Raw genomic sequence first — 17,637 nt, 5'->3', positions numbered from 1 at the left:
GAGCGCGTGCCGCCACGGAAGAACTCCGTCGGCTTGCCGTCGAAGGGCAGCCGTGCAAGCCGTGCGGCCGAGGCGCACCACGCGTTGTTGTCCGGCACGCGATCGCCCTGCGCGGCCCACGCCGGCCGGGCGCTACGAAGCGCCGCCGCCCGTGTCCTCGGCGGCGAAGTCCCCCGCCACAGTGGACTGTTCGCCGCCCTTCGCGGTCGCCCTCACCGTGTAGCGGTCGTCCTTCGCGTCCCGGCCGCCGCGATCGTGGTCGTACTGGCCCGCGAAGACCCACCGGCCCGGCCGGACCGTGCGACCCGGCTTGAGCGTCCAGGTGTAGACGAGGAAGCCGTTCCGCTCGGCGACCGTCGTCGTGAAGTCGCTCTCGGGCAGCGAACGCCAGGCGCCCGCGTCGCTCACCCCGCCGGTCTGTCCGACCTTCAACTCGACGATGAGCGTGGTGAGTTGCTCGTCGGTCTGCAGGGTGACACCGCTCTGCGCCCAGAAGTCGTTGCTGTGCGGGTCGACCGAGCCGTCCGACCGCAACGGGCCGTCCGCGGTGCCCCCGGCGGGTGCCCGGGTCGCTGGGGCCGCGGTCGGCGCAGGGGTGTCCGAGGGCGACGGACCCGGCCCGCCGGACTCTTTCGGCGTTCCGGAACCACGGCCGGGTCCGGGGGTGACCGGGGCCCGGCCGGTCGGGTCCGGTGACGGGTCGGGTGACGGGTCGGGGGTCGGGGAGACAGTGACCGTCTGCTGCGGCGGGGTGTCGTCCCTCACCGCCGAGGCGACCGCGTAGCCGCCCACCGCGAGGACGCTCGCGACCGCGGCCGTGGCGCCCAGGACGCGGGCCCAGCCGAGCAGGGGCGGGCGCGCCGCGCGCCGTGAGGGCCGCCGCTCGCCGGCGCCCGCCATGTCGCGCTCCACCCGGGCCAGGATGCGCGCGCGGTCGGGCTCGTGCGCCCCGGCCGCCTCGCGCAGCCGGGCGCGCAGCTCGTCGTGCACGTCCCGCGCCTCCCTCATCGGTCTCGTCCTCGGACCCCGCCCGTGGGCAGCACTCCCGCGTGCATCCGAACCGACGCCTCGTCGGTGCCGAGCAGCCGTTTCAGCTCCGCCATGCCCTTGGACGTCTGGCTTTTCACGGTACCCACGGAGATCCCGAGAGCGAGCGCGGTGTCCTTCTCCGACAGGTCGAAGGCGTGCCGCAGCACGACACAGGCACGCTTGCGGAACGGCAGCCGGCGCAGCGCCTCCTGGACATCGACCGTGCCCGGTACGTCGGGGTTCTCGGTCCGGTCCTCGCGCTGCGACCAGAAGAGCGTGATCCGCCGACGCTCGCGCACCGCCGCGCGGATCCGGGTGCGGGCGAGATTGGCGACCACCCCGCGCGCGTACGCCACCGGATGGTCCGCCGCACGCACCCGGTCCCAGCGGTGCCACAGCGCGAGCAGGGCGTCCGCGGCCAGATCGTCGGCGGCGTCCGGCTCGCCCGTCAACAGGTGTGCCAGACGCGCCAGTTCGGCGTAGTGCCGCTCGAAGAAAGCGTGGAACTCCATGGAGGCGGCGTCGCCGACGACAATGCCCACGGGTACCTCTCCTCGCTACGGCTGTGGCACGGATGCGGGTGCGGCGTATACGGCCCCGGTGATTCGACCCGGTGACTCACCCCTGTGATTCACCTGTGGGGGAAGGGAGTTCTGGCGGGGCGGGATGCGTGAGCGTACCAGCCGGCCGTACAGACCTTCGAACGACGTATGACAGGCCGAACTCGATTCCGTAACACGGGGAAAACCTGAAAGCAGTTGATCGGGGGAACAATCCAGCCAGCATCCGCACACCAGTACGCAGGCAACGAGGAGAATCGCCATGTCCGAAGCTCAAAAGGTCGACAACCGGCCAAGTGCCGCAACACCGGCGGCAGGTGGGGTCGACGGGTTCTTCAAGATATCCGCCAGAGGCTCCACCGTCGGCCGGGAGATACGCGGCGGATTCGCCACCTTCTTCACCATGGCGTACATCCTCGTCCTGAACCCCATCATCCTCGGCAGCGCCAAGGACAAGTTCGGTCACACGCTCGACACCGGCCAACTGGTCACCGCGACCGCGCTGGTGGCGTGTGTGATGACCGTCATCATGGGTGTCGGCGGCAACCTCCCGCTCGCCATCGCCGCGGGCCTCGGCCTCAACGCCGTGGTGGCCTTCCAGCTGGCGCCGCTGATGAGCTGGGACGACGCCATGGGTCTGGTCGTCCTCGAAGGCGTCCTGATCTGCGTCCTGGTGCTCACCGGCCTCCGGGAAGCGATCATGAACGCGATCCCTCAGCAGCTCAAGCAGGCGATCGGCGTCGGCATCGGCCTGTTCATCGCCTTCATCGGCTTCGTGGACGCCGGGTTCGTCAGCCGTATCCCGGACGTCGCGAACACCACCGTGCCCGTGCAGCTCGGTGCCGTGGGCCGGCTCACCGGCTGGCCCGTCCTCGTCTTCTGTCTCGGCGTCCTGCTGACCATCGCGCTGCTCGCCCGCAAGGTGAAGGGCGCGATCCTCATCAGTATCGTGACGATGACCGTCGTCGCGATCGTCATCAACGCCGTCGCCGACATCAAGAGCTGGGGCCTGACCACCCCCAAGGTCCCGGACAAGATCGTCGCCAGCCCGGACTTCGGGCTCATCGGCCACTTCAGCCTGTTCGGCGGCTTCGCCGAGGCCGGTGTGCTCACCGCGGTCCTGCTGATCTTCACCCTGGTCCTGTCGGACTTCTTCGACGCCATGGGCACCATCGTCGGGATCAGCGCCGAGGCCGGGCTGCTCGACGAGCAGGGACAGGTCCCGGGCATCGGCCGGGTCCTGTTCATCGACGGCGCCGCCGCCGTCGCGGGCGGTCTGGGCTCCGCCTCCTCCAACACCGCCTACATCGAGTCCGCGGCCGGCGTCGGTGAGGGAGCGCGCACCGGCTTCGCCAACCTGATCACCGGCGGTCTCTTCGGCCTCGCGCTCTTCCTCACCCCGCTGCTGACCATCGTTCCGCTCCAGGCCGCGGCGCCCGCGCTGATCGCGGTCGGGTTCCTGATGATGACCCACGTCAAGCACATCGACTGGGACAAGTACGAGATCGCGATCCCGGCGTTCCTGACCATCGTCGCCATGCCGTTCACGTACTCCATCACCGACGGCATCGGCGCCGGATTCCTGGCCTACGTCGTCATCAAGACGGTGCTGGGGAAGGCGAAGGAGGTCAACTGGCTGCTGTGGGCCGTCTCGGCGCTGTTCCTGGTGTACTTCGCGATCGACCCGGTGGAACAACTGCTCGGGGTGAAGTAACCGTCCGTCGCGGGATACCGGCCGGCCGCGGGTGACCACGGCCGGCCGGTATCCCGGAGCGACGGAACCTGTATGTGAAGTGACCGGCCCGTCGCGACGGAGCCCGTATGCGGAGTGACCGGCCCGTCGCGACGGAGCCTGTACGGCGGCCGGCCCCGCACCCGATCAGGTGCGGGGCCGGCCGCCGTACGAGCCCGGCACCTCAGTTCTTCAGTGCGGCCCGCATCATCGCCTTGGCGACCGGCGCCGCCAGTCCGTTGCCGCTGACCTCCGAGCGCGCCGCGTCCGACTGCTCGACCATCACCGCGACGGCGACCTCCTTGCCGCTCGAGTCGGACTTCGCGTACGACGTGAACCAGGCGTACGGCGTCTTGCTGTTCTTCTCGCCGTGCTGGGCCGTGCCGGTCTTGCCGCCCACGGTCGCGCCGGGGATGAGGGCGTTCGTGCCCGTGCCTTCCTCGACGACCGTCTGCATCGCGGACCGGAGCTGCCGGGCCGTGCCGGAGCTGACGATCTCCTTGGTTCCGGCGCTGTCGTCGTAGTTCCTCAGCACATCGCCGTCGGCGTCACTGGTCTGCGACACCATGTGTGGCGAGACCAGCTTGCCGTCGTTGGCAATAGCGGCAGACACCATGGCCATCTGGAGTGGGGTCGCGGTGACGTCGAACTGCCCGATGCCGGTCAGCGCGGTGGACGACCTGTCCATGCCCGTGGGGTAGACGCTGGTGTACGCCCGCACCGGCACGTCCTGCTTCGTGTCGTTGAAGCCGAACTTCTCCGCCATCGCCCTGACCTTGTCCTGGCCCAGGTCGACGGCCATCTTCCCGAAGACGTTGTTGCAGGAGTACTGGAGCGCGACCCGGATCGAGGCGTTCTCGCACGGTGCGGACGCGCTCTCGTTCTTCAGGACGGTCGTCGTGCCCGGCAGGGTGTACGGGTTCGGGCTGTCCGTCTTCGCGTCCACGTCCGCATACAGGCCGTTCTCCAGCGCGGCGGCGGCCACGACCAGCTTGAACGTCGAGCCCGGCGGCAGCGGCTGCCGCAGCGCGCGGTTGACCAGCGGCTTGTCGGCGTCCTTGGTCAGCTTCTGCCAGACACTGGTGTTGCCCGCACTGATCGATGTCGGGTTGTACGACGGCGTCGAGACGACCGCGAGGATCTTGCCGGTCTTCGGGTCGATCGCGACGGCCGCGCCCTTGTTGCTGCCGAGCGCTTCGTACGCGGCCTTCTGCACGTCCGGGTCGATCGTCGTGATCACATCACCGGGGTCGGCGCGCTTGTTGGCCAGGGTGTCCAGCGGGTTCTTCAGCTGGATGTCCGTGCCGTCCAGCAGCTTCCGGTAGATGCCCTCCAGCTGGGTCGCCCCGTACACCTGCGAGCTGTAGCCGGTGACCGCCGCGTACAGGCTGCCGTCCTTGTACGTCCGCTTGTACTTGAGGTCGCCCCCTGTCGTCTGCGCGGAGCCGGTGATCGCGTCACCGGCCACGATGATGTTCCCGAGCGGATTCGCGTACAGCGAGATCACGTTCCGTCGGTTGTTCTTGTCGTCCGCTAGTGCCCTGCCGTCGTAGAACTGCACCCACGTCGCCCTGACCAGCAGAGAGAGCACGAGCAGCAGAGTGAAGACGGCGGCACGCCTGATCGTCTTGTTCATCCCGCACAGAAGGACGAGCGATCGAGGGCGAATCGTTCCCGTCCGACCGGTTTTCTCATGAATCCCTCATGGAGCCACCGGGCCGGCCAAGCGCCCGTCAGAGCCTGCGGGTGGCCAGCGTGAGACGGTCGCGGGCGTCGAACAGGGCGTCCTTGACCATCTGCTCGTGCGCGGGGGTGAGCCGGGCGACCGGCACCGAGCAGCTGATCGCGTCACGGGAGGGCGTGCGGTACGGGATCGCCACGCCGAAGCAGCGCAGTCCCAGCGTGTTCTCCTCACGGTCCACCGCGAAGCCCTGCTCCCGCACCTGGCGCAGCTCCTCGATGAGCTTCTCCCGGTCGGTGATCGTGTGCTCGGTCAGCGCGGGCAGCGTCTCCGGCAGCAGCTTGCGGACCTGCTCGTCGGTGTGCGTGGCCAGCAGCGCCTTGCCGAGCGAGGTGGAGTGGGCGGGGAGCCGGCGGCCGACCCGGGTGAAGGGGCGCAGATAGTGCTGCGACTGCCGGGTGGCCAGATAGACGACGTTCGTGCCGTCCAGGCGCGCGAGGTGGATCGTCTCGGTGGTGTCGTCGGAGAGGCGGTCGAGGGTGGGACGGGCCGCGGCGACCACTTCGTCGCCGTCGATGTACGAGGTGCCGACCAGCAGGGCCCGTACGCCGATGCCGTACCGCGTGCCCGTCGCGTCCGTCTCGACCCAGCCGAGCTCCACGAGCGTTCGCAGCAGCATGTACAGGCTGGACTTGGGATAACCGACGGCCTCCTGGACCGCGGCCAGGGAGTGCATTCCGGGCTTGCCGGCGAAGTACTCCAGCAATTCCACGGTCCGCACCGCGGACTTGACCTGCGCCCCGCCGCCTGTCTCGCCTGCCGACATCGCCCTTGACCCCTTCGTTGGACGGGAAATAGTCTCCAACAGGAGTTCACCATCAGAGACAGCGTTCAGCATATCGAACACCCCTGGTGAGCGACACAAGAACTGTGGCATTACATCTGAAGGGACCCGCGGTGGCAGCAGCACCAGTCTGGAGTGTCGACCCCCGTACCGGGAAGCAGCGGGAGCAGGTTGCGGTCGAGGCCACGGCCCAGGAGGTGGACGAGACCGTCCGCGCCGCGCACGCCGCCCGCCCCGCTCTCGTCGACCGCACCGTACGCGCCGCGTTCCTGCGCACCGCCGCCGACCTGCTCGAAGGCGCCAAGGACCAGCTCGTCGAGGCCGCCGACGCGGAGACCGCGCTCGGCCCGGTCCGGCTCACCGGCGAACTCGCCCGCACCTGCTACCAGTTGCGTGCTTTTGCCGGAATCGTCGACGAGGGCGCCTTCCTCGACGTCGTCATCAACCACCCCGACGGCACGGCGACCCCGCCGGTCCCGGACCTGCGCCGCTACAAGGTGCCGCTGGGTGTCGTCGCCGTGTACTCGGCCTCGAACTTCCCCTTCGCCTTCTCGGTCGCCGGCGGCGACACCGCGAGCGCGCTGGCCGCGGGCTGCCCGGTCGTCGTCAAGGCCCACCCCGACCACCCGGCGCTCTCCGAGCTGGTCGCGGCCGTCCTGCGCCGGGCGGCCGCACGGCACGCCGTCCCCGAGGGCGTCATCGGTCTCGTCCACGGCTTCGAGGCCGGTGTCGAGCTGGTCCGGCACCCGCTGATCGCGGCGGCCGGGTTCACCGGCTCGATCCGCGGCGGGCGCGCGCTGTTCGACGCGGCCTCGTCGCGTCCGGTGCCGATCCCGTTCCACGGCGAGCTGGGCTCCCTCAACCCCGTCGTCGTCACCGAGGCCGCGGCCGCCGAGCGCGCCGAGGAGATCGGCGCGGGACTCGCCGGCTCGATGACCATGGGCGTCGGCCAGTTCTGCGTGAAGCCGGGCCTGGTGCTCGCCCCGGCCGGCGCGGCGGGCGACCGTCTGCTGAAGTCCCTGACGGACGCGGTGAGCGACACCGCTTCCGGGGTCCTGCTCGACCACCGCATGCGCGACAACTTCATCGCCGGGGTCGCCGAGCGCGCCGGGCTCCCGGACGTCCAGGCCCCGGTGACACCGGGCGCGGGCGGCGAGCACACGGTGAGCCCCGGCTTCCTGACCGTACCCGCGAGCAGGCTCGCGGCCGAGGGCGAACACGATCTGCTCCTGGAGGAGTGCTTCGGACCGCTCACGGTCGTGGCGCGCTACGAGGACGAGTCCGAGGCCGGCGCGGTGCTCTCCCGGCTGCCGGGCAACCTCACGGCCACGGTGCAGCTCTCCGCCGAGGAGGCGGCGGGCGAAGGGCGCGGCGCGGAGATCCTCGCCGAGCTGACCTCCCTCGCGGGCCGCGTGCTCGTGAACGGCTGGCCGACCGGCGTCGCCGTGGCCCCGGCCCAGCATCACGGGGGCCCGTACCCGGCGACGACCTCGACGTCCACCTCGGTCGGCGGCAGCGCCATCGAGCGCTGGATGCGGCCGGTGGCCTATCAGGGCGTGCCCGAGGCGCTGTTGCCGCCCGAGCTGCGGGACGACAATCCGCTGGGGCTGCCCCGCCGGTACGACGGACGGCTGGAGCGCTGAACCCGTAGCGGACCTGTCCCTTTCGTGGCCCTTTCCCGGTCGTAGCCGGTCCCTGCCGGTCCTTCGCGGGTCGCGGGTGCCGCGTGGCTGATCACGCGGCACCCCGCTCCCCGGAGGGCCCGGTGTGAACCTGAGAGACTCGGTCCATGGACGTCACACTCCCCGAACTCCCCTTCTCTCTCCGCACCTACGGCCCCGGCGGGCACTGGTCGTACGAGGACGGCGTGCTCACCGGCTGGGCCGGGCCCCGGCAGGACCGCTTCGTACCGCCCACCGGTGAAGGACTCGACCCGGCCTCGGACGCGCCGCGTCTGCTCGGCTCGCCCGAGGGGGACTTCCAGCTGATCGCCCGCGTGACGGTCGGCTTCGGGGCGGCCTTCGACGCGGGCGTGCTCTACGTCCATGTCGGGGAGCGGGCCTGGGCGAAGCTGTGCCTGGAGTACTCCCCGGACGTACCCACCGTCTGCACGGTGGTCACCCGAGGACACTCCGACGATGCCAACTCCTTCACCGTGGAGGGCAGTTCCGTCTGGCTGAGGGTGAGCCGCACGGACCGCGCCTTCGCCTTCCACGCCTCCCGCGACGGCGAGCGCTGGACCTTCGTCCGCCTCTTCACCCTGGCCGGCGAGAAGGAGACGGGGGCGGCCCTGGTGGGCTTCATGACCCAGTCGCCGATGGGAGAGGGCTGTGTGGTGACGTACGACGGCATCGAGTTCCGGCCGGCCTGGCCGCGCGACCTTCGCGACGGCAGCTAGCGAGCGCGAGGGCCCGGTGCCGCACCCGGTTCGACCGGTGCGGAACCGGACCGTCCGCGATCACGTCCTCATCGGCATGATCGAGGACCGTGTGAACCATGTGCGCCGGGTGATCAGGACCGCGCTGCCCGCCGAGGCGGCCGCCGTCGCCGACCTGCACGCCCGGGCCCGGGCGACGTACTACCCGGACGGAATGCCGCAGGACGGCACCGACTGGCTCGCCGCCTGGCGGAGCGCCATCGAACGGCCCGACGGCCATGTGCTGTGCGTCGTGCAGGACGGCCGGATCGCGGGCATCGCCTCGTTCCGTACGACCGAGGGCGCACCCGCCGACACGGTCAAGCTCTACCAGTTCCATGTCGATCCCGACCGCTGGCGGGCCGGTATCGGAACGGAGCTGCACGCGGCCTGCGTGGAGGAGTGGCAGGCGGACGGGAAGCGCACGGCGACGCTCGACGTGCATGCCGACAACCTGCGCGCCCAGGCCTTCTATGCCCGCCTCGGCTGGGTCCCCGACCCGGAGAACCCGCCCGCGGAGGACGACCACCACCTCTGTCTGCGGTACGCGGTGACCGGGACCGCGACGGGCTCCGTGCCGGGGTCGCGCCCGTAGCAGCCCCGGATGGACGCCCGGGAATGACCCGAGTCGTTTGAACGTTCATACAACGACGTCCCTGGAGGGTGTCCCCTATCCGCACGACCTGAAGAGAGCCGAAGCATGCGCGTCGAAATCTGGAGCGATATCGCCTGTCCGTGGTGCTATGTCGGGAAAGCCCGCTTCGAGAAGGCGCTGGAGGCCTTTCCGCACCGGGACCAGGTCGAGGTCGTGCACCGCTCCTTCGAGCTCGACCCGGGCCGCGCGAAGGGCGACATCCAGCCGGTGCTCACGATGCTCACCAAGAAGTACGGCATGAGCGAGGCGCAGGCGCAGGCGGGCGAGGAGAACCTCGGCACGCAGGCCGCCGCCGAGGGTCTCGCGTACCGCACCCGGGACCGCGACCACGGCAACACCTTCGACATGCACCGCCTGCTGCACCTCGCCAAGGCGCGGGGCCGGCAGGACGAGCTGATCGGCCTGTTCTACAAGGCCAACTTCGCCGAGGAGCGGACCGTCTTCGGCGACGACGAGCGGCTCGTGGAGCTGGCCGTCGCCGCCGGGCTCGACGCCGACGAAGTCCGCCGGGTGCTTGCCGACCCGGCCGCCTACGCCGACGACGTCCGCGCCGACGAGCGCGAGGCCGCCGAGCTGGGCGCGAACGGTGTGCCCTTCTTCGTCCTCGACCGCACCTACGGAGTCTCCGGCGCACAGCCCGCCGAGGTCTTCGCCCAGGCGCTGGACCAGGCATGGGGTGAGCGTCCGCAGCTCACCTTGATCCAGGAAGGCGCCGACGCGCAGGCCTGTGGTCCGGACGGCTGCGCCGTTCCCCAGCACTGAGAAGCGCGGGCCGGGGTCCCGGCGTCGAAAAACGCAGGTCGGAGCCGATGCATAAGCGCTGCTTGGGGAAACAGCGTAAAAGTCGGCAATGGACTTGGGTGCCTTCCGGGCCCACAGTGGCTCCATGGAGACCTTCGAGACTCTCATCCGTACCGAGTTCGCGCCGAAGAGCACCTATCTGAACACGGCGACCGCAGGCCTGCTGCCGGCCCGCACCGTGACCGCGATGCGGGTCGCCGTGGAGTCCGTGGCCGCGGGGCAGCCCACCGACATGTTCGCGGACGTCGAGGCGGCCCGCGCGTCCTTCGCCCGTCTCGTCGGGGTGCCCGAGCGCCGGGTGGCCGCCGGGGCCTCGGTCGCCGTGTACAGCGGACTGATCGCGGCCTCGCTGCCGCCGGGCGCCGAAGTCCTCACCGCCGAGGCGGACTTCAGCTCCGTCGTGACCCCCTTCCACGTCCGCGGCGACCTCAAGGTCCGCGCCGTTCCGCTGGAGCGGATCGCCGAATCGGTGCGCTCCGGCACCGCGCTCGTCGCGGTGAGCGCCGCGCAGTCCGCGGACGGCCGGACCGCCGAGCTGGAGGCGATCGGGGAGGCCGCGCGGGAACACGGAGCCCGTACGTACATCGACGCGTCCCAGGCCGCCGGCTGGCTGCCCCTGCGCGCGGACGCCTACGACTACGTCTCCTCCGTCGCCTTCAAGTGGCTCGTCTGCCCGCGCGGCGTGGCTTTCCTGGTCGTCCCGGAGGACCTCGGCGGACTCACCCCGGTCTTCGCCGGCTGGGTCGCGGGCGAGGCGCCCTGGGACAGCTGCTACGGCCCGGTCGAGGAACTCGCCCACTCCGCACGGCGGTTCGACGAGAGCCCGAGCCTCTTCGCGTACGCCGGAGCCCGGCACTCGCTGGAGCTCGTCGAGACACTGGGCGTGGAGCGGGTGCACGCCCATGACCTCGCACTCGCCGACCGCTTCCGCACCGGCCTGCGGGAACGGGGCCACGAACCGGTCCCCGCCCCCGGCTCCGCGATCGTCTCAGTGCCCGGACTCGGGCGGCTCCAGGGCGAGTTGAGCCGCGCCGGGGTCCAAGTCGCCGACCGCGCGGGCAATCTGAGGGCGGCGTTCCATCTGTACAACACCCCGGACGACGTCGACCGGCTGCTCGACGTGCTGCCCGGCTGAGCGTCCGCAGGGCCGGTCCGGCCCTCTGGCGCCGGCCGCGGCGGGGCGCTAGGAAGGGCACCACGAGGTGGTGGTGCGGGTGGAACCGACGCTCAGTGACGCCGAGTTGCACCGGCGGCTGGTGTACGGCGACGAGTCCGCGCTGGGCGAGGTGTACGCCGCGTACGGCGGGCTGGTGCGACGGGTCGCCGTACGGGTCACCCGCAGCCCGGCGGCCGCCGAGGACGTGGCGCAGGAGGTCTTCGCGCAGCTGTGGAGCAGGCCGTACGCCTTCGACGCCCGCCGTGGCACGCTGCGCACCTGGCTGTCCATGCTCGCGCACCGGCGGGCGGTGGACTGGGTGCGCGGTGAGGCCCGCCAACGCAAGGACACCCATGCCGACGACGCCGCGCTGCACGCCATCCCGGACGCCGCCCCGGGACCCGACGAGACGGTCGTCGACCGCGAACGCTCGCTGCTGCTGCACACCGCGCTCGCCGAACTCCCGCAGCCCCAGCGCGAGGTGGTCCACCTCGCCTACTTCGCGGGCCGCACCTACCGGCAGGCCGCCGTCGAACTGGGCATTCCGGAGGGCACCGCGAAGACCCGGCTGCGGGCGGCCCTGCGCAGACTCGCCGAGTCCCTCGCCGACCCGCCCGATCCGGCGTGGGAGCGGGGCGCGTGATGGCGGCGCGGGCGGTCCCGGCCGGAAGGTGTGTGCGTAGGCTGGACACGGCGGCGCGAGGTGCGGCCGCCATGCCGGAGCCGACCCGGAAGGGCGGGGCACGATGAGCACTCACCATGAACGGATGCGGGACCTGCTGGCGGCCTGGGCCGTCGGCGCCCTGGCCCCCGCCGACGAGAAGACGGTCCCGCTCCATCTGGCCGAGTGCGAGCCCTGCGCCGCGGAGGCGGAGCGGCTGCGCGAGACGGTACGGCTGCTGGACGGCCCGCGGCGCCCGGTCCCGGCGGACGGCACCGCCGACGGCGTCCTCGCCCTGGCCCTTCGCTCCCGCCCGCCCGCTCCCCGGGTGGCCCGGCACGCCGCCCCCTACGCCGCCGCGGTCGCCGGACTGAGGTCGCTGCTGCGGGAGGTGGAGGGCCGGGGCCCCTGGGGCACGCCGGTCGTGCACGACTGGGACGTGCACGCCACCGTCGCCCATCTGATCGCGGCGGACGAGCCGCTGGCGCGGTGCCTCGGCCTCGCGGCGCGGCTGCCGGAGCCTGCCGGAGCCGAGGAGACGCCCTGGCGGGACGCCTGGGCCGCCCGGACCGCCGAGGTGATCGCGTACGAGCACCGGCGCCCGCCCGAGGAGACCGTGGCCACGTGGAGCGCCCGGGCCGGCGCGCTGCTGGCCGCACCGGAGGCGACCGATCCCGAACGGGCCGCGCACGCCATCACGTTGATGGGTGCCCGGCTGCCCGTCGCGGACCACTACGTCGTCCGGGCCTTCGAGACGTGGATCCACACCGACGACATCGGACGGGCCCTCGGGATGACCGTGCCACCGCCGCCGGACCCCCATCTTCGCCGACTCGTCCGGCTCGCGGTGCGCGTCCTCGGAACGGCCCTCGGCCCCACGGCGCCTCCGGTGCTGTTCGCGGTGGCCGGCGGGGGACCCGGCGCCCAGTGGGTGCTCGGCTCCGAGGACGAGCCGGTACGGGCCGAACTCGTCCTGGAACCGGTCGACTTCTGCCTGCTGGTCGGCGGCCGGTACGCCCCCGGCGAGGTGCCCCGGGGTGCCACGGGTGACGCCGCCGCGATCGGCGCCGTACTGGAACGGGCCGCGTCACTGGCGTGGCTGTAGGCACCTCGCCGCCGCAGACACCCCGGGGGCAGCTCAGCGCACCGGTGTGAAGTCCCGTGCCCCGATGAACTCCGGCCTGCGCACCGGGGCCGCGAAGGGTTCCACCGCCGCGTTCTCCACACTGTTGAACACGATGAAGACATTGCTGCGCGGGAACGGGGTGATGTTGTCCCCCGAGCCGTGCATGCAGTTGCAGTCGAACCAGGTCGCCGAACCGGCCCGGCCCGTGAACAGCTTGATGCCGTGCCGGGTGGCGAAGCGGGTGAGCGCCTCGTCGGACGGCGTACCGGCGTCCTGCATCTGCAGCGACTTCTTGTAGTTGTCCTTCGGCGTGGCCCCCGCACACCCGAGGTACGTCTTGTGCGACCCCGGCATGATCATGAGACCGCCGTTGGTGTCGTAGTTCTCGGTCAGCGCGATCGAGACGGACACCGTCCGCATGTTCGGCAGACCGTCCTCGGCGTGCCAGGTCTCGAAGTCCGAGTGCCAGTAGAAGCCGCTCGCCCCGAAGCCCGGCTTGACGTTGATCCGCGACTGGTGGACGTACACGTCGGAGCCGAGGATCTGCCGGGCCCGGCCGACGACGCGCTCGTCGCGCACGAGCCGGGCGAAGATCTCGCTGATCCGGTGCACCTCGAAGACGGACCGGATCTCCTGCGTCCGGGGCTCGATGACCGAGCGGTCGTCGGCTCGGATCGCCGGGTCGGTGACGAGCCGTTCCAGCTCCTGCCGGTAGACGGCGACCTCGTCCTCGGTGATCAGTTCCTCGACGGGGAGGAAGCCGTCGCGCTCGTACGTCTGGAGTTCGGGCGAAGTGATCGGGCCGGGATCGCCCGGCGCGCCCCAGACGACGGGGTCCTGGCGGGGCAGCGCCACTTCGGTGGCGGCACGGCTGGGGTACAGATCGGTGAGTGTGGTCATCGGTGTGTCACGCCTCCTCGGGTTCGGTGAGCAGGGGATAGACGCCGTTCTCGTCGTGGTCCTCCCGTCCGGTGACGGGCGGGTTGAAGACGCAGACGCACCGGAAGTCGGTCCTGGGACGCATGGTGTGGCGCTCGTGGCCGTTCAGCAGATACATGGTCCCGGGCGCGATCCAGTGCTTCTCGCCGGTCTCCTCGTTGGTGAGTTCGGCCTCGCCCTCCACGCAGAGCACGGCCTCGATGTGGTTCGCGTACCACATCCGCGTCTCCGTACCCGCGTACAGGATCGTCTCGTGCAGGGAGAAGCCGACCTTCTCCTCGGCGAGGACGATGCGCTTGCTCTCCCAGGTGCCGGTCGCCGCCTTCACGTGCCGGTCGGTGCCTTCGACATCCTTGAACGAACGGACTATCACGGTGGTGCGATGCCTCTCTCTCGTGCTTCTCGTGGTGTGCGGCGGTCTGGTCAGACGGTCTCGCGGACGGCGCGGGCGAGGGTGCGCAGGCCCTCGTCGAGCTCGTCGGGGGTGATGGTGAGCGCGGGCAGCAGTTTCACGACCTCGCTCTCCGGGCCGGACGTCTCGATGAGCAGCCCGAGTTCGAAGGCGCGCTGCGCGACGCGTCCGGCGCGGGCCTTGTCCTTGAACTCGAGGCCCCAGACGAGCCCGCGGCCCCGGTACTCCTTGATGTCGGCGAGGTTCTCCTCGGTGACGGAGATCAGCGCCTGCTCGATCTGCTCGCCGCGGGCGCGGGTCTGCTTCTCCATGGCGGACCCGTCGGCCCAGTAGGCCTCCAGGGCGGCGGCGGCCGTGACGAACGCCGGGTTGTTGCCGCGGAAGGTGCCGTTGTGCTCGCCGGGCTCCCAGATGTCCAGCTCGGGCTTGAACAGGCACAGCGACATCGGCAGCCCGTAGCCGCTGATGGACTTGGACACGGTCACGATGTCGGGCACGATCCCCGCCTCCTCGAAGGAGAAGAACGCGCCGGTCCGTCCGCAGCCCATCTGGATGTCGTCGACGATCAGCAGCATGTCGCGGCGCTTGCACAGGTCGGCCAGGGCGCGCAGCCACTCGGGGCGTGCGACGTTGATGCCGCCCTCGCCCTGCACGGTCTCGACGATCACCGCGGCGGGCTGGTTGAGCCCCGATCCCTGGTCCTCCAGGAGCCGTTCGAACCACAGGAAGTCCGGGACCTGGCCGTCGAAGTAGTTGTCGAACGGCATCGGGGTGCCGTGCACCAGCGGGATGCCGGCGCCGGCCCGCTTGAAGGCGTTGCCGGTCACGGCGAGCGAGCCGAGCGACATCCCGTGGAAGGCGTTGGTGAACGACACGATCGCCTCGCGTCCCTTCACCTTCCGCGCGAGCTTCAGCGCGGACTCGACGGCGTTGGTGCCGGTCGGCCCGGGAAACATCACCTTGTACGGCAGATCGCGCGGACGCAGCACCAGGTTCTGGAAGGTCTCCAGGAAGCCGCGCTTGGCGGTCGTCGACATGTCGAGTCCGTGGGTGACGCCGTCGCGCTCCAGGTAGTCGATCAGGGCCCGTTTGAGCACGGGGTTGTTGTGCCCGTAGTTCAGGGACCCGGCGCCGGCGAAGAAGTCGAGGTAGTCGTGGCCGTCCTCGTCGTACATCCGGCTGCCCCGGGCCCGGTCGAAGACCGTGGGCCAGTTGCGGCAGTAGCTGCGCACCTCCGACTCCAGGGTCTCGAAGATGCTGAGGTCGGGCTGGGTGATGGTCACGGCGAATGGCTCCTCTGAATGTGGGGGGAGGAAGGACGTGGGGGAGGGGATCGTGCGGGGAGGAAGATCAGAGGGAGAACGGGCCGATGCGGTACAGCACTTCGGGGTCGTGCGGTCCGTCGGGGAACTGCCCCGTCTCGAACAGCACCTCGCGCTCGACGGCCGCGCCATGACGCCGTGCGTACGACGTGAACAGGCGCTCGGAGGCGGTGTTGCCCGGCGTGATGGTCGTCTCGACGACGGACAGCCCGCGCTCGGCCGCCACCCGCGCGGTCAGCCCGTCGAGCAGTCGCGCGGCCAGTCCGCGGCCACGGTGTGCCGCGTCGACGGCCACCTGCCACACAAGGAGGGTGCGGGGACGCTCGGGGCGCACGTACGCGGTGACGAAACCGACGGGCCTCCCTTCGGCGTCACGGGCCACCGCCGAGGTACCGGCGAAGTCACGGCACCACAGCAGATAGCTGTACGAGGAGTTCAGGTCGAGGGTTCGGGAGTCCTTGGCGATACGCCAGAGGGCGGCCCCGTCGGCCACCTTCGGACGGTCGATCCGAAGGTCCTCCGGCATTTCCAGGAATTCCGCTGGCAGGTCTGCGTGTGCGGCGGTCATGCGGATTGAATTTACCGACGGAAAGTTCAAATTGCATCGTCGGGCGAGGTTACGTAAGGCGCACCCGTGTGTTATCACGCGCCCGTGAAAGGGTGGCGTTGCATGCGACTCTATGTACTGGTTCGACCGGAAAATACCACAGAAAGCGGACAGCTTGTGGAGTGCGTCACAGCGATGAAATGTGCAGGTGACCTGCCCGAATCGCTTCGCGGGCGTTCGCGAAATCTTCGCGTTTAGGTACGCGGGGAGCGGGCAGAAGAATGCGGGAAGCTACGCCGGATAATTCCGCTCAGGATTAAGGACAGGATAAGCGCATGAAGGGGATGTGTAATCCCCGTCGCATTTGTGCGTCAGGGTTCCGCGTCTTACGCGTCAGGGTTCCGTGCCCCGGCCCCTCGGGGCTCCCCGACGGGCCGGGGTCCTGCGTCCCGGCGGAGGCGCGGGTGCCTCCGCCGGACTCCTCGGGATCAGCCCCAGGCCAGTGCCACGGCCCGGCGCGCCCCTTCAAGATCCACCGGGAAGCCGGACTCGGCCAGCGCCGCGCCCAGGCCCGCGAGGGCGGCGTGGACGACACCCCGGGTGGCGTCGGGGCCGTAGTGGTTCACACGGATCATCGACTGCGCGAGAGCGCCGCCGCCCGCGGCGAGCGGCAGCGCGGGATCCGCGGCCAGTGCCTTGGCGACCACGGCGGACGCGTCCACGTCCTCGGGCACCCGCAGCGTGGTGGCGACGGGCGCGGCGTCACGGGCGGCGTCCACATACGGCGCGAGGCCCCCGCCGAGGGCCACGGCTCCCGCCCGGGTGGCCGCGGCGGCCGAGGCGTGACGGGCCGTCACCGCGTCCAGGCCCTCGCCCTCGATCCGCTCGACACACGCCTCCAGCGCCAGCATCTCCAGCTGCGCCGGCGCGTGCAGCAGCGCCGTACGGCCCGCGTCGACCCATCGCTCCTTCCAGTCCAGCAGGGAGAGGTAGGAACGGCGCGGCGCGCCGGGGTTCGCGGCCATCCGCGCCCACGCCCGCTCGCTCACCGACACCGCCGACACCCCGGCGGGACCGCCCATCGCCTTCTGCGCCCCGATCACGCACAGGTCGACGCCCCAGGCGTCCGGCAGCACCGGCTCGGCGCCGATCGACGCGACGGCGTCCAGGTAGAAGAGCGCGCCCCTCTCGCGTACGACCTCGCCGATCTCCGCCACCGGGTTGGTGTTCCCGGTGGCGGCCTCGGCGTGCACGAGCGACACGAAGTCGATCGACGGGTGCTCGGCGAAGGCCTCGCGGACCTGCTCGGCGGTGACCGCGGTGTGGAACGGCACCGCCAGGTCGATCACGGTCGCCCCGCAGTCCCGCAGCCAGTTGCCGAAGGTCTGGCCGTAGGGGCCGGTGATGACGTTCAGGGCGGTGGTGCCGGGACCGGCCGTACCGCGGATGGCCCCCTCCAGGGGCAGCAGCGCCTCGCCCTGCATGATCACGACGTCCTGCTCGGTGGAGAGCAGCCGGGCGACACGGTCCTCGATCGACGCGAAGCGGGCGGCGCTCAGCGGCGCCAGGTCAAGAAAGGGGTGGGTCACGGCGGTGCTCTCTTCGCTCACGGTGGGGTCGACGATCAGAGCGTAACCGGCGGCCCCGGCACACCCGGAGCGGCGAATTCTGAGGCCAGACGGCCCAGTGGCCATCGGATTGATTTGAGCAACTCAAACATTTCCTTATAATCAGAACCCTCTGTTCCCCCCACAGG

General features: G+C 70.8%; 17 protein-coding genes. 8 read left to right on the top strand and 9 right to left on the bottom strand.

The genetic code is table 11. The features are described from left to right. Positions 1 to 132: 132 nt before the first annotated feature. Positions 133 to 1,008, bottom strand: coding sequence for a hypothetical protein (locus N4G66_RS08165; RefSeq protein ID WP_261703307.1), 876 nt, complete (start codon positions 1,006 to 1,008; stop codon positions 133 to 135). Continuing rightward, positions 1,005 to 1,571 carry a SigE family RNA polymerase sigma factor gene (locus N4G66_RS08160; RefSeq protein ID WP_261703306.1) on the bottom strand — a complete coding sequence of 189 codons (567 nt, stop codon included), beginning with the start codon at positions 1,569 to 1,571 and terminating at the stop codon, positions 1,005 to 1,007. The genes N4G66_RS08165 and N4G66_RS08160 overlap by 4 nt, the downstream gene beginning before the upstream one ends. Before the next feature lie 280 nt (positions 1,572 to 1,851). Between N4G66_RS08160 and N4G66_RS08155 the strand changes: the two genes are divergently transcribed. Continuing rightward, positions 1,852 to 3,303: an NCS2 family permease gene (locus tag N4G66_RS08155; RefSeq protein WP_261703305.1), complete on the top strand. Its 1,452-nt coding sequence runs from the start codon at positions 1,852 to 1,854 to the stop codon at positions 3,301 to 3,303. Between the two features lie 202 nt (positions 3,304 to 3,505). On the opposite strand, the gene N4G66_RS08150 is transcribed toward N4G66_RS08155, so the two are convergent. Both N4G66_RS08150 and N4G66_RS08145 read right to left on the bottom strand, forming a co-directional pair. Next, entirely contained in the window at positions 3,506 to 4,957 is a 1,452-nt protein-coding gene (locus tag N4G66_RS08150) for a peptidoglycan D,D-transpeptidase FtsI family protein (RefSeq protein ID WP_261703304.1), read from the bottom strand. A gap of 97 nt (positions 4,958 to 5,054) precedes the next feature. Further along, positions 5,055 to 5,828 carry an IclR family transcriptional regulator gene (locus tag N4G66_RS08145; RefSeq protein ID WP_261703303.1) on the bottom strand — a complete coding sequence of 258 codons (774 nt, stop codon included), beginning with the start codon at positions 5,826 to 5,828 and terminating at the stop codon, positions 5,055 to 5,057. Positions 5,829 to 5,959: 131 nt separating this feature from the next. On the opposite strand from N4G66_RS08145, the gene N4G66_RS08140 reads away from it, so the two are divergent. From N4G66_RS08140 to N4G66_RS08110, 7 genes are all read left to right on the top strand, one after another. Continuing rightward, positions 5,960 to 7,489: an aldehyde dehydrogenase (NADP(+)) gene (locus N4G66_RS08140; RefSeq protein ID WP_261703302.1), complete on the top strand. Its 1,530-nt coding sequence runs from the start codon at positions 5,960 to 5,962 to the stop codon at positions 7,487 to 7,489. A gap of 146 nt (positions 7,490 to 7,635) precedes the next feature. Continuing rightward, the gene (locus tag N4G66_RS08135) at positions 7,636 to 8,244 is read left to right on the top strand and encodes a DUF1349 domain-containing protein (RefSeq protein WP_261703301.1); all 609 of its coding nucleotides are present in this window, start codon (positions 7,636 to 7,638) and stop codon (positions 8,242 to 8,244) included. A gap of 76 nt (positions 8,245 to 8,320) precedes the next feature. Continuing rightward, positions 8,321 to 8,857 (top strand): GNAT family N-acetyltransferase, encoded by a 537-nt coding sequence (locus N4G66_RS08130; RefSeq protein ID WP_261703454.1) that lies wholly within the window; start codon positions 8,321 to 8,323, stop codon positions 8,855 to 8,857. Positions 8,858 to 8,962: 105 nt separating this feature from the next. Further along, a complete protein-coding gene (locus N4G66_RS08125) occupies positions 8,963 to 9,679 on the top strand; it encodes a DsbA family oxidoreductase (RefSeq protein WP_261703300.1) in 717 nt (238 codons plus the stop codon). Between the two features lie 124 nt (positions 9,680 to 9,803). Further along, positions 9,804 to 10,853, top strand: coding sequence for an aminotransferase class V-fold PLP-dependent enzyme (locus N4G66_RS08120; RefSeq protein ID WP_261703299.1), 1,050 nt, complete (start codon positions 9,804 to 9,806; stop codon positions 10,851 to 10,853). 67 nt (positions 10,854 to 10,920) lie between these two features. Next, positions 10,921 to 11,517, top strand: coding sequence for an RNA polymerase sigma factor (locus N4G66_RS08115; RefSeq protein ID WP_261703298.1), 597 nt, complete (start codon positions 10,921 to 10,923; stop codon positions 11,515 to 11,517). Between the two features lie 103 nt (positions 11,518 to 11,620). Continuing rightward, positions 11,621 to 12,640 (top strand): maleylpyruvate isomerase family mycothiol-dependent enzyme, encoded by a 1,020-nt coding sequence (locus N4G66_RS08110; protein WP_261703297.1) that lies wholly within the window; start codon positions 11,621 to 11,623, stop codon positions 12,638 to 12,640. Positions 12,641 to 12,673: 33 nt separating this feature from the next. Here the strand turns inward: N4G66_RS08110 and thpD are convergent, their stop codons facing one another. From thpD to N4G66_RS08085, 5 genes are all read right to left on the bottom strand, one after another. Then, positions 12,674 to 13,561 carry an ectoine hydroxylase gene (gene thpD / locus N4G66_RS08105; protein WP_261703296.1) on the bottom strand — a complete coding sequence of 296 codons (888 nt, stop codon included), beginning with the start codon at positions 13,559 to 13,561 and terminating at the stop codon, positions 12,674 to 12,676. Between the two features lie 7 nt (positions 13,562 to 13,568). Continuing rightward, positions 13,569 to 13,973, bottom strand: a complete 405-nt coding sequence (locus tag N4G66_RS08100; RefSeq protein WP_261703295.1) for an ectoine synthase — start codon at positions 13,971 to 13,973, stop codon at positions 13,569 to 13,571. Between the two features lie 50 nt (positions 13,974 to 14,023). Continuing rightward, positions 14,024 to 15,295 (bottom strand): diaminobutyrate--2-oxoglutarate transaminase, encoded by a 1,272-nt coding sequence (gene ectB, locus N4G66_RS08095; protein WP_261703294.1) that lies wholly within the window; start codon positions 15,293 to 15,295, stop codon positions 14,024 to 14,026. A 67-nt stretch (positions 15,296 to 15,362) separates the two neighbouring features. Further along, positions 15,363 to 15,902 (bottom strand): diaminobutyrate acetyltransferase, encoded by a 540-nt coding sequence (ectA, locus tag N4G66_RS08090; protein WP_261703293.1) that lies wholly within the window; start codon positions 15,900 to 15,902, stop codon positions 15,363 to 15,365. A 467-nt stretch (positions 15,903 to 16,369) separates the two neighbouring features. Continuing rightward, the gene (locus N4G66_RS08085; protein ID WP_261703453.1) at positions 16,370 to 17,470 is read right to left on the bottom strand and encodes a pyridoxal-phosphate-dependent aminotransferase family protein; all 1,101 of its coding nucleotides are present in this window, start codon (positions 17,468 to 17,470) and stop codon (positions 16,370 to 16,372) included. Between the last annotated feature and the right edge of the window lie 167 nt (positions 17,471 to 17,637).

Source organism: Streptomyces rhizosphaerihabitans (assembly GCF_025399795.1).
Classification (GTDB): Bacteria; Actinomycetota; Actinomycetes; order Streptomycetales; family Streptomycetaceae; genus Streptomyces; species Streptomyces rhizosphaerihabitans.
This window is presented reverse-complemented; position numbering and strand designations above follow the sequence as displayed.

Coding starts and splice junctions, on each gene's coding strand:
- N4G66_RS08165 (WP_261703307.1), bottom strand. CDS start 1,008: ATGAGGGAGGCGCGGGACGTGCACGACGAGCTGCGCGCCCGGCTGCGC.
- N4G66_RS08155 (WP_261703305.1), top strand. CDS start 1,852: ATGTCCGAAGCTCAAAAGGTCGACAACCGGCCAAGTGCCGCAACACCG.
- N4G66_RS08150 (WP_261703304.1), bottom strand. CDS start 4,957: ATGAACAAGACGATCAGGCGTGCCGCCGTCTTCACTCTGCTGCTCGTG.
- N4G66_RS08145 (WP_261703303.1), bottom strand. CDS start 5,828: ATGTCGGCAGGCGAGACAGGCGGCGGGGCGCAGGTCAAGTCCGCGGTG.
- N4G66_RS08135 (WP_261703301.1), top strand. CDS start 7,636: ATGGACGTCACACTCCCCGAACTCCCCTTCTCTCTCCGCACCTACGGC.
- N4G66_RS08130 (WP_261703454.1), top strand. CDS start 8,321: ATGATCGAGGACCGTGTGAACCATGTGCGCCGGGTGATCAGGACCGCG.
- N4G66_RS08125 (WP_261703300.1), top strand. CDS start 8,963: ATGCGCGTCGAAATCTGGAGCGATATCGCCTGTCCGTGGTGCTATGTC.
- N4G66_RS08120 (WP_261703299.1), top strand. CDS start 9,804: ATGGAGACCTTCGAGACTCTCATCCGTACCGAGTTCGCGCCGAAGAGC.
- N4G66_RS08110 (WP_261703297.1), top strand. CDS start 11,621: ATGAGCACTCACCATGAACGGATGCGGGACCTGCTGGCGGCCTGGGCC.
- thpD (WP_261703296.1), bottom strand. CDS start 13,561: ATGACCACACTCACCGATCTGTACCCCAGCCGTGCCGCCACCGAAGTG.
- ectA (WP_261703293.1), bottom strand. CDS start 15,902: ATGACCGCCGCACACGCAGACCTGCCAGCGGAATTCCTGGAAATGCCG.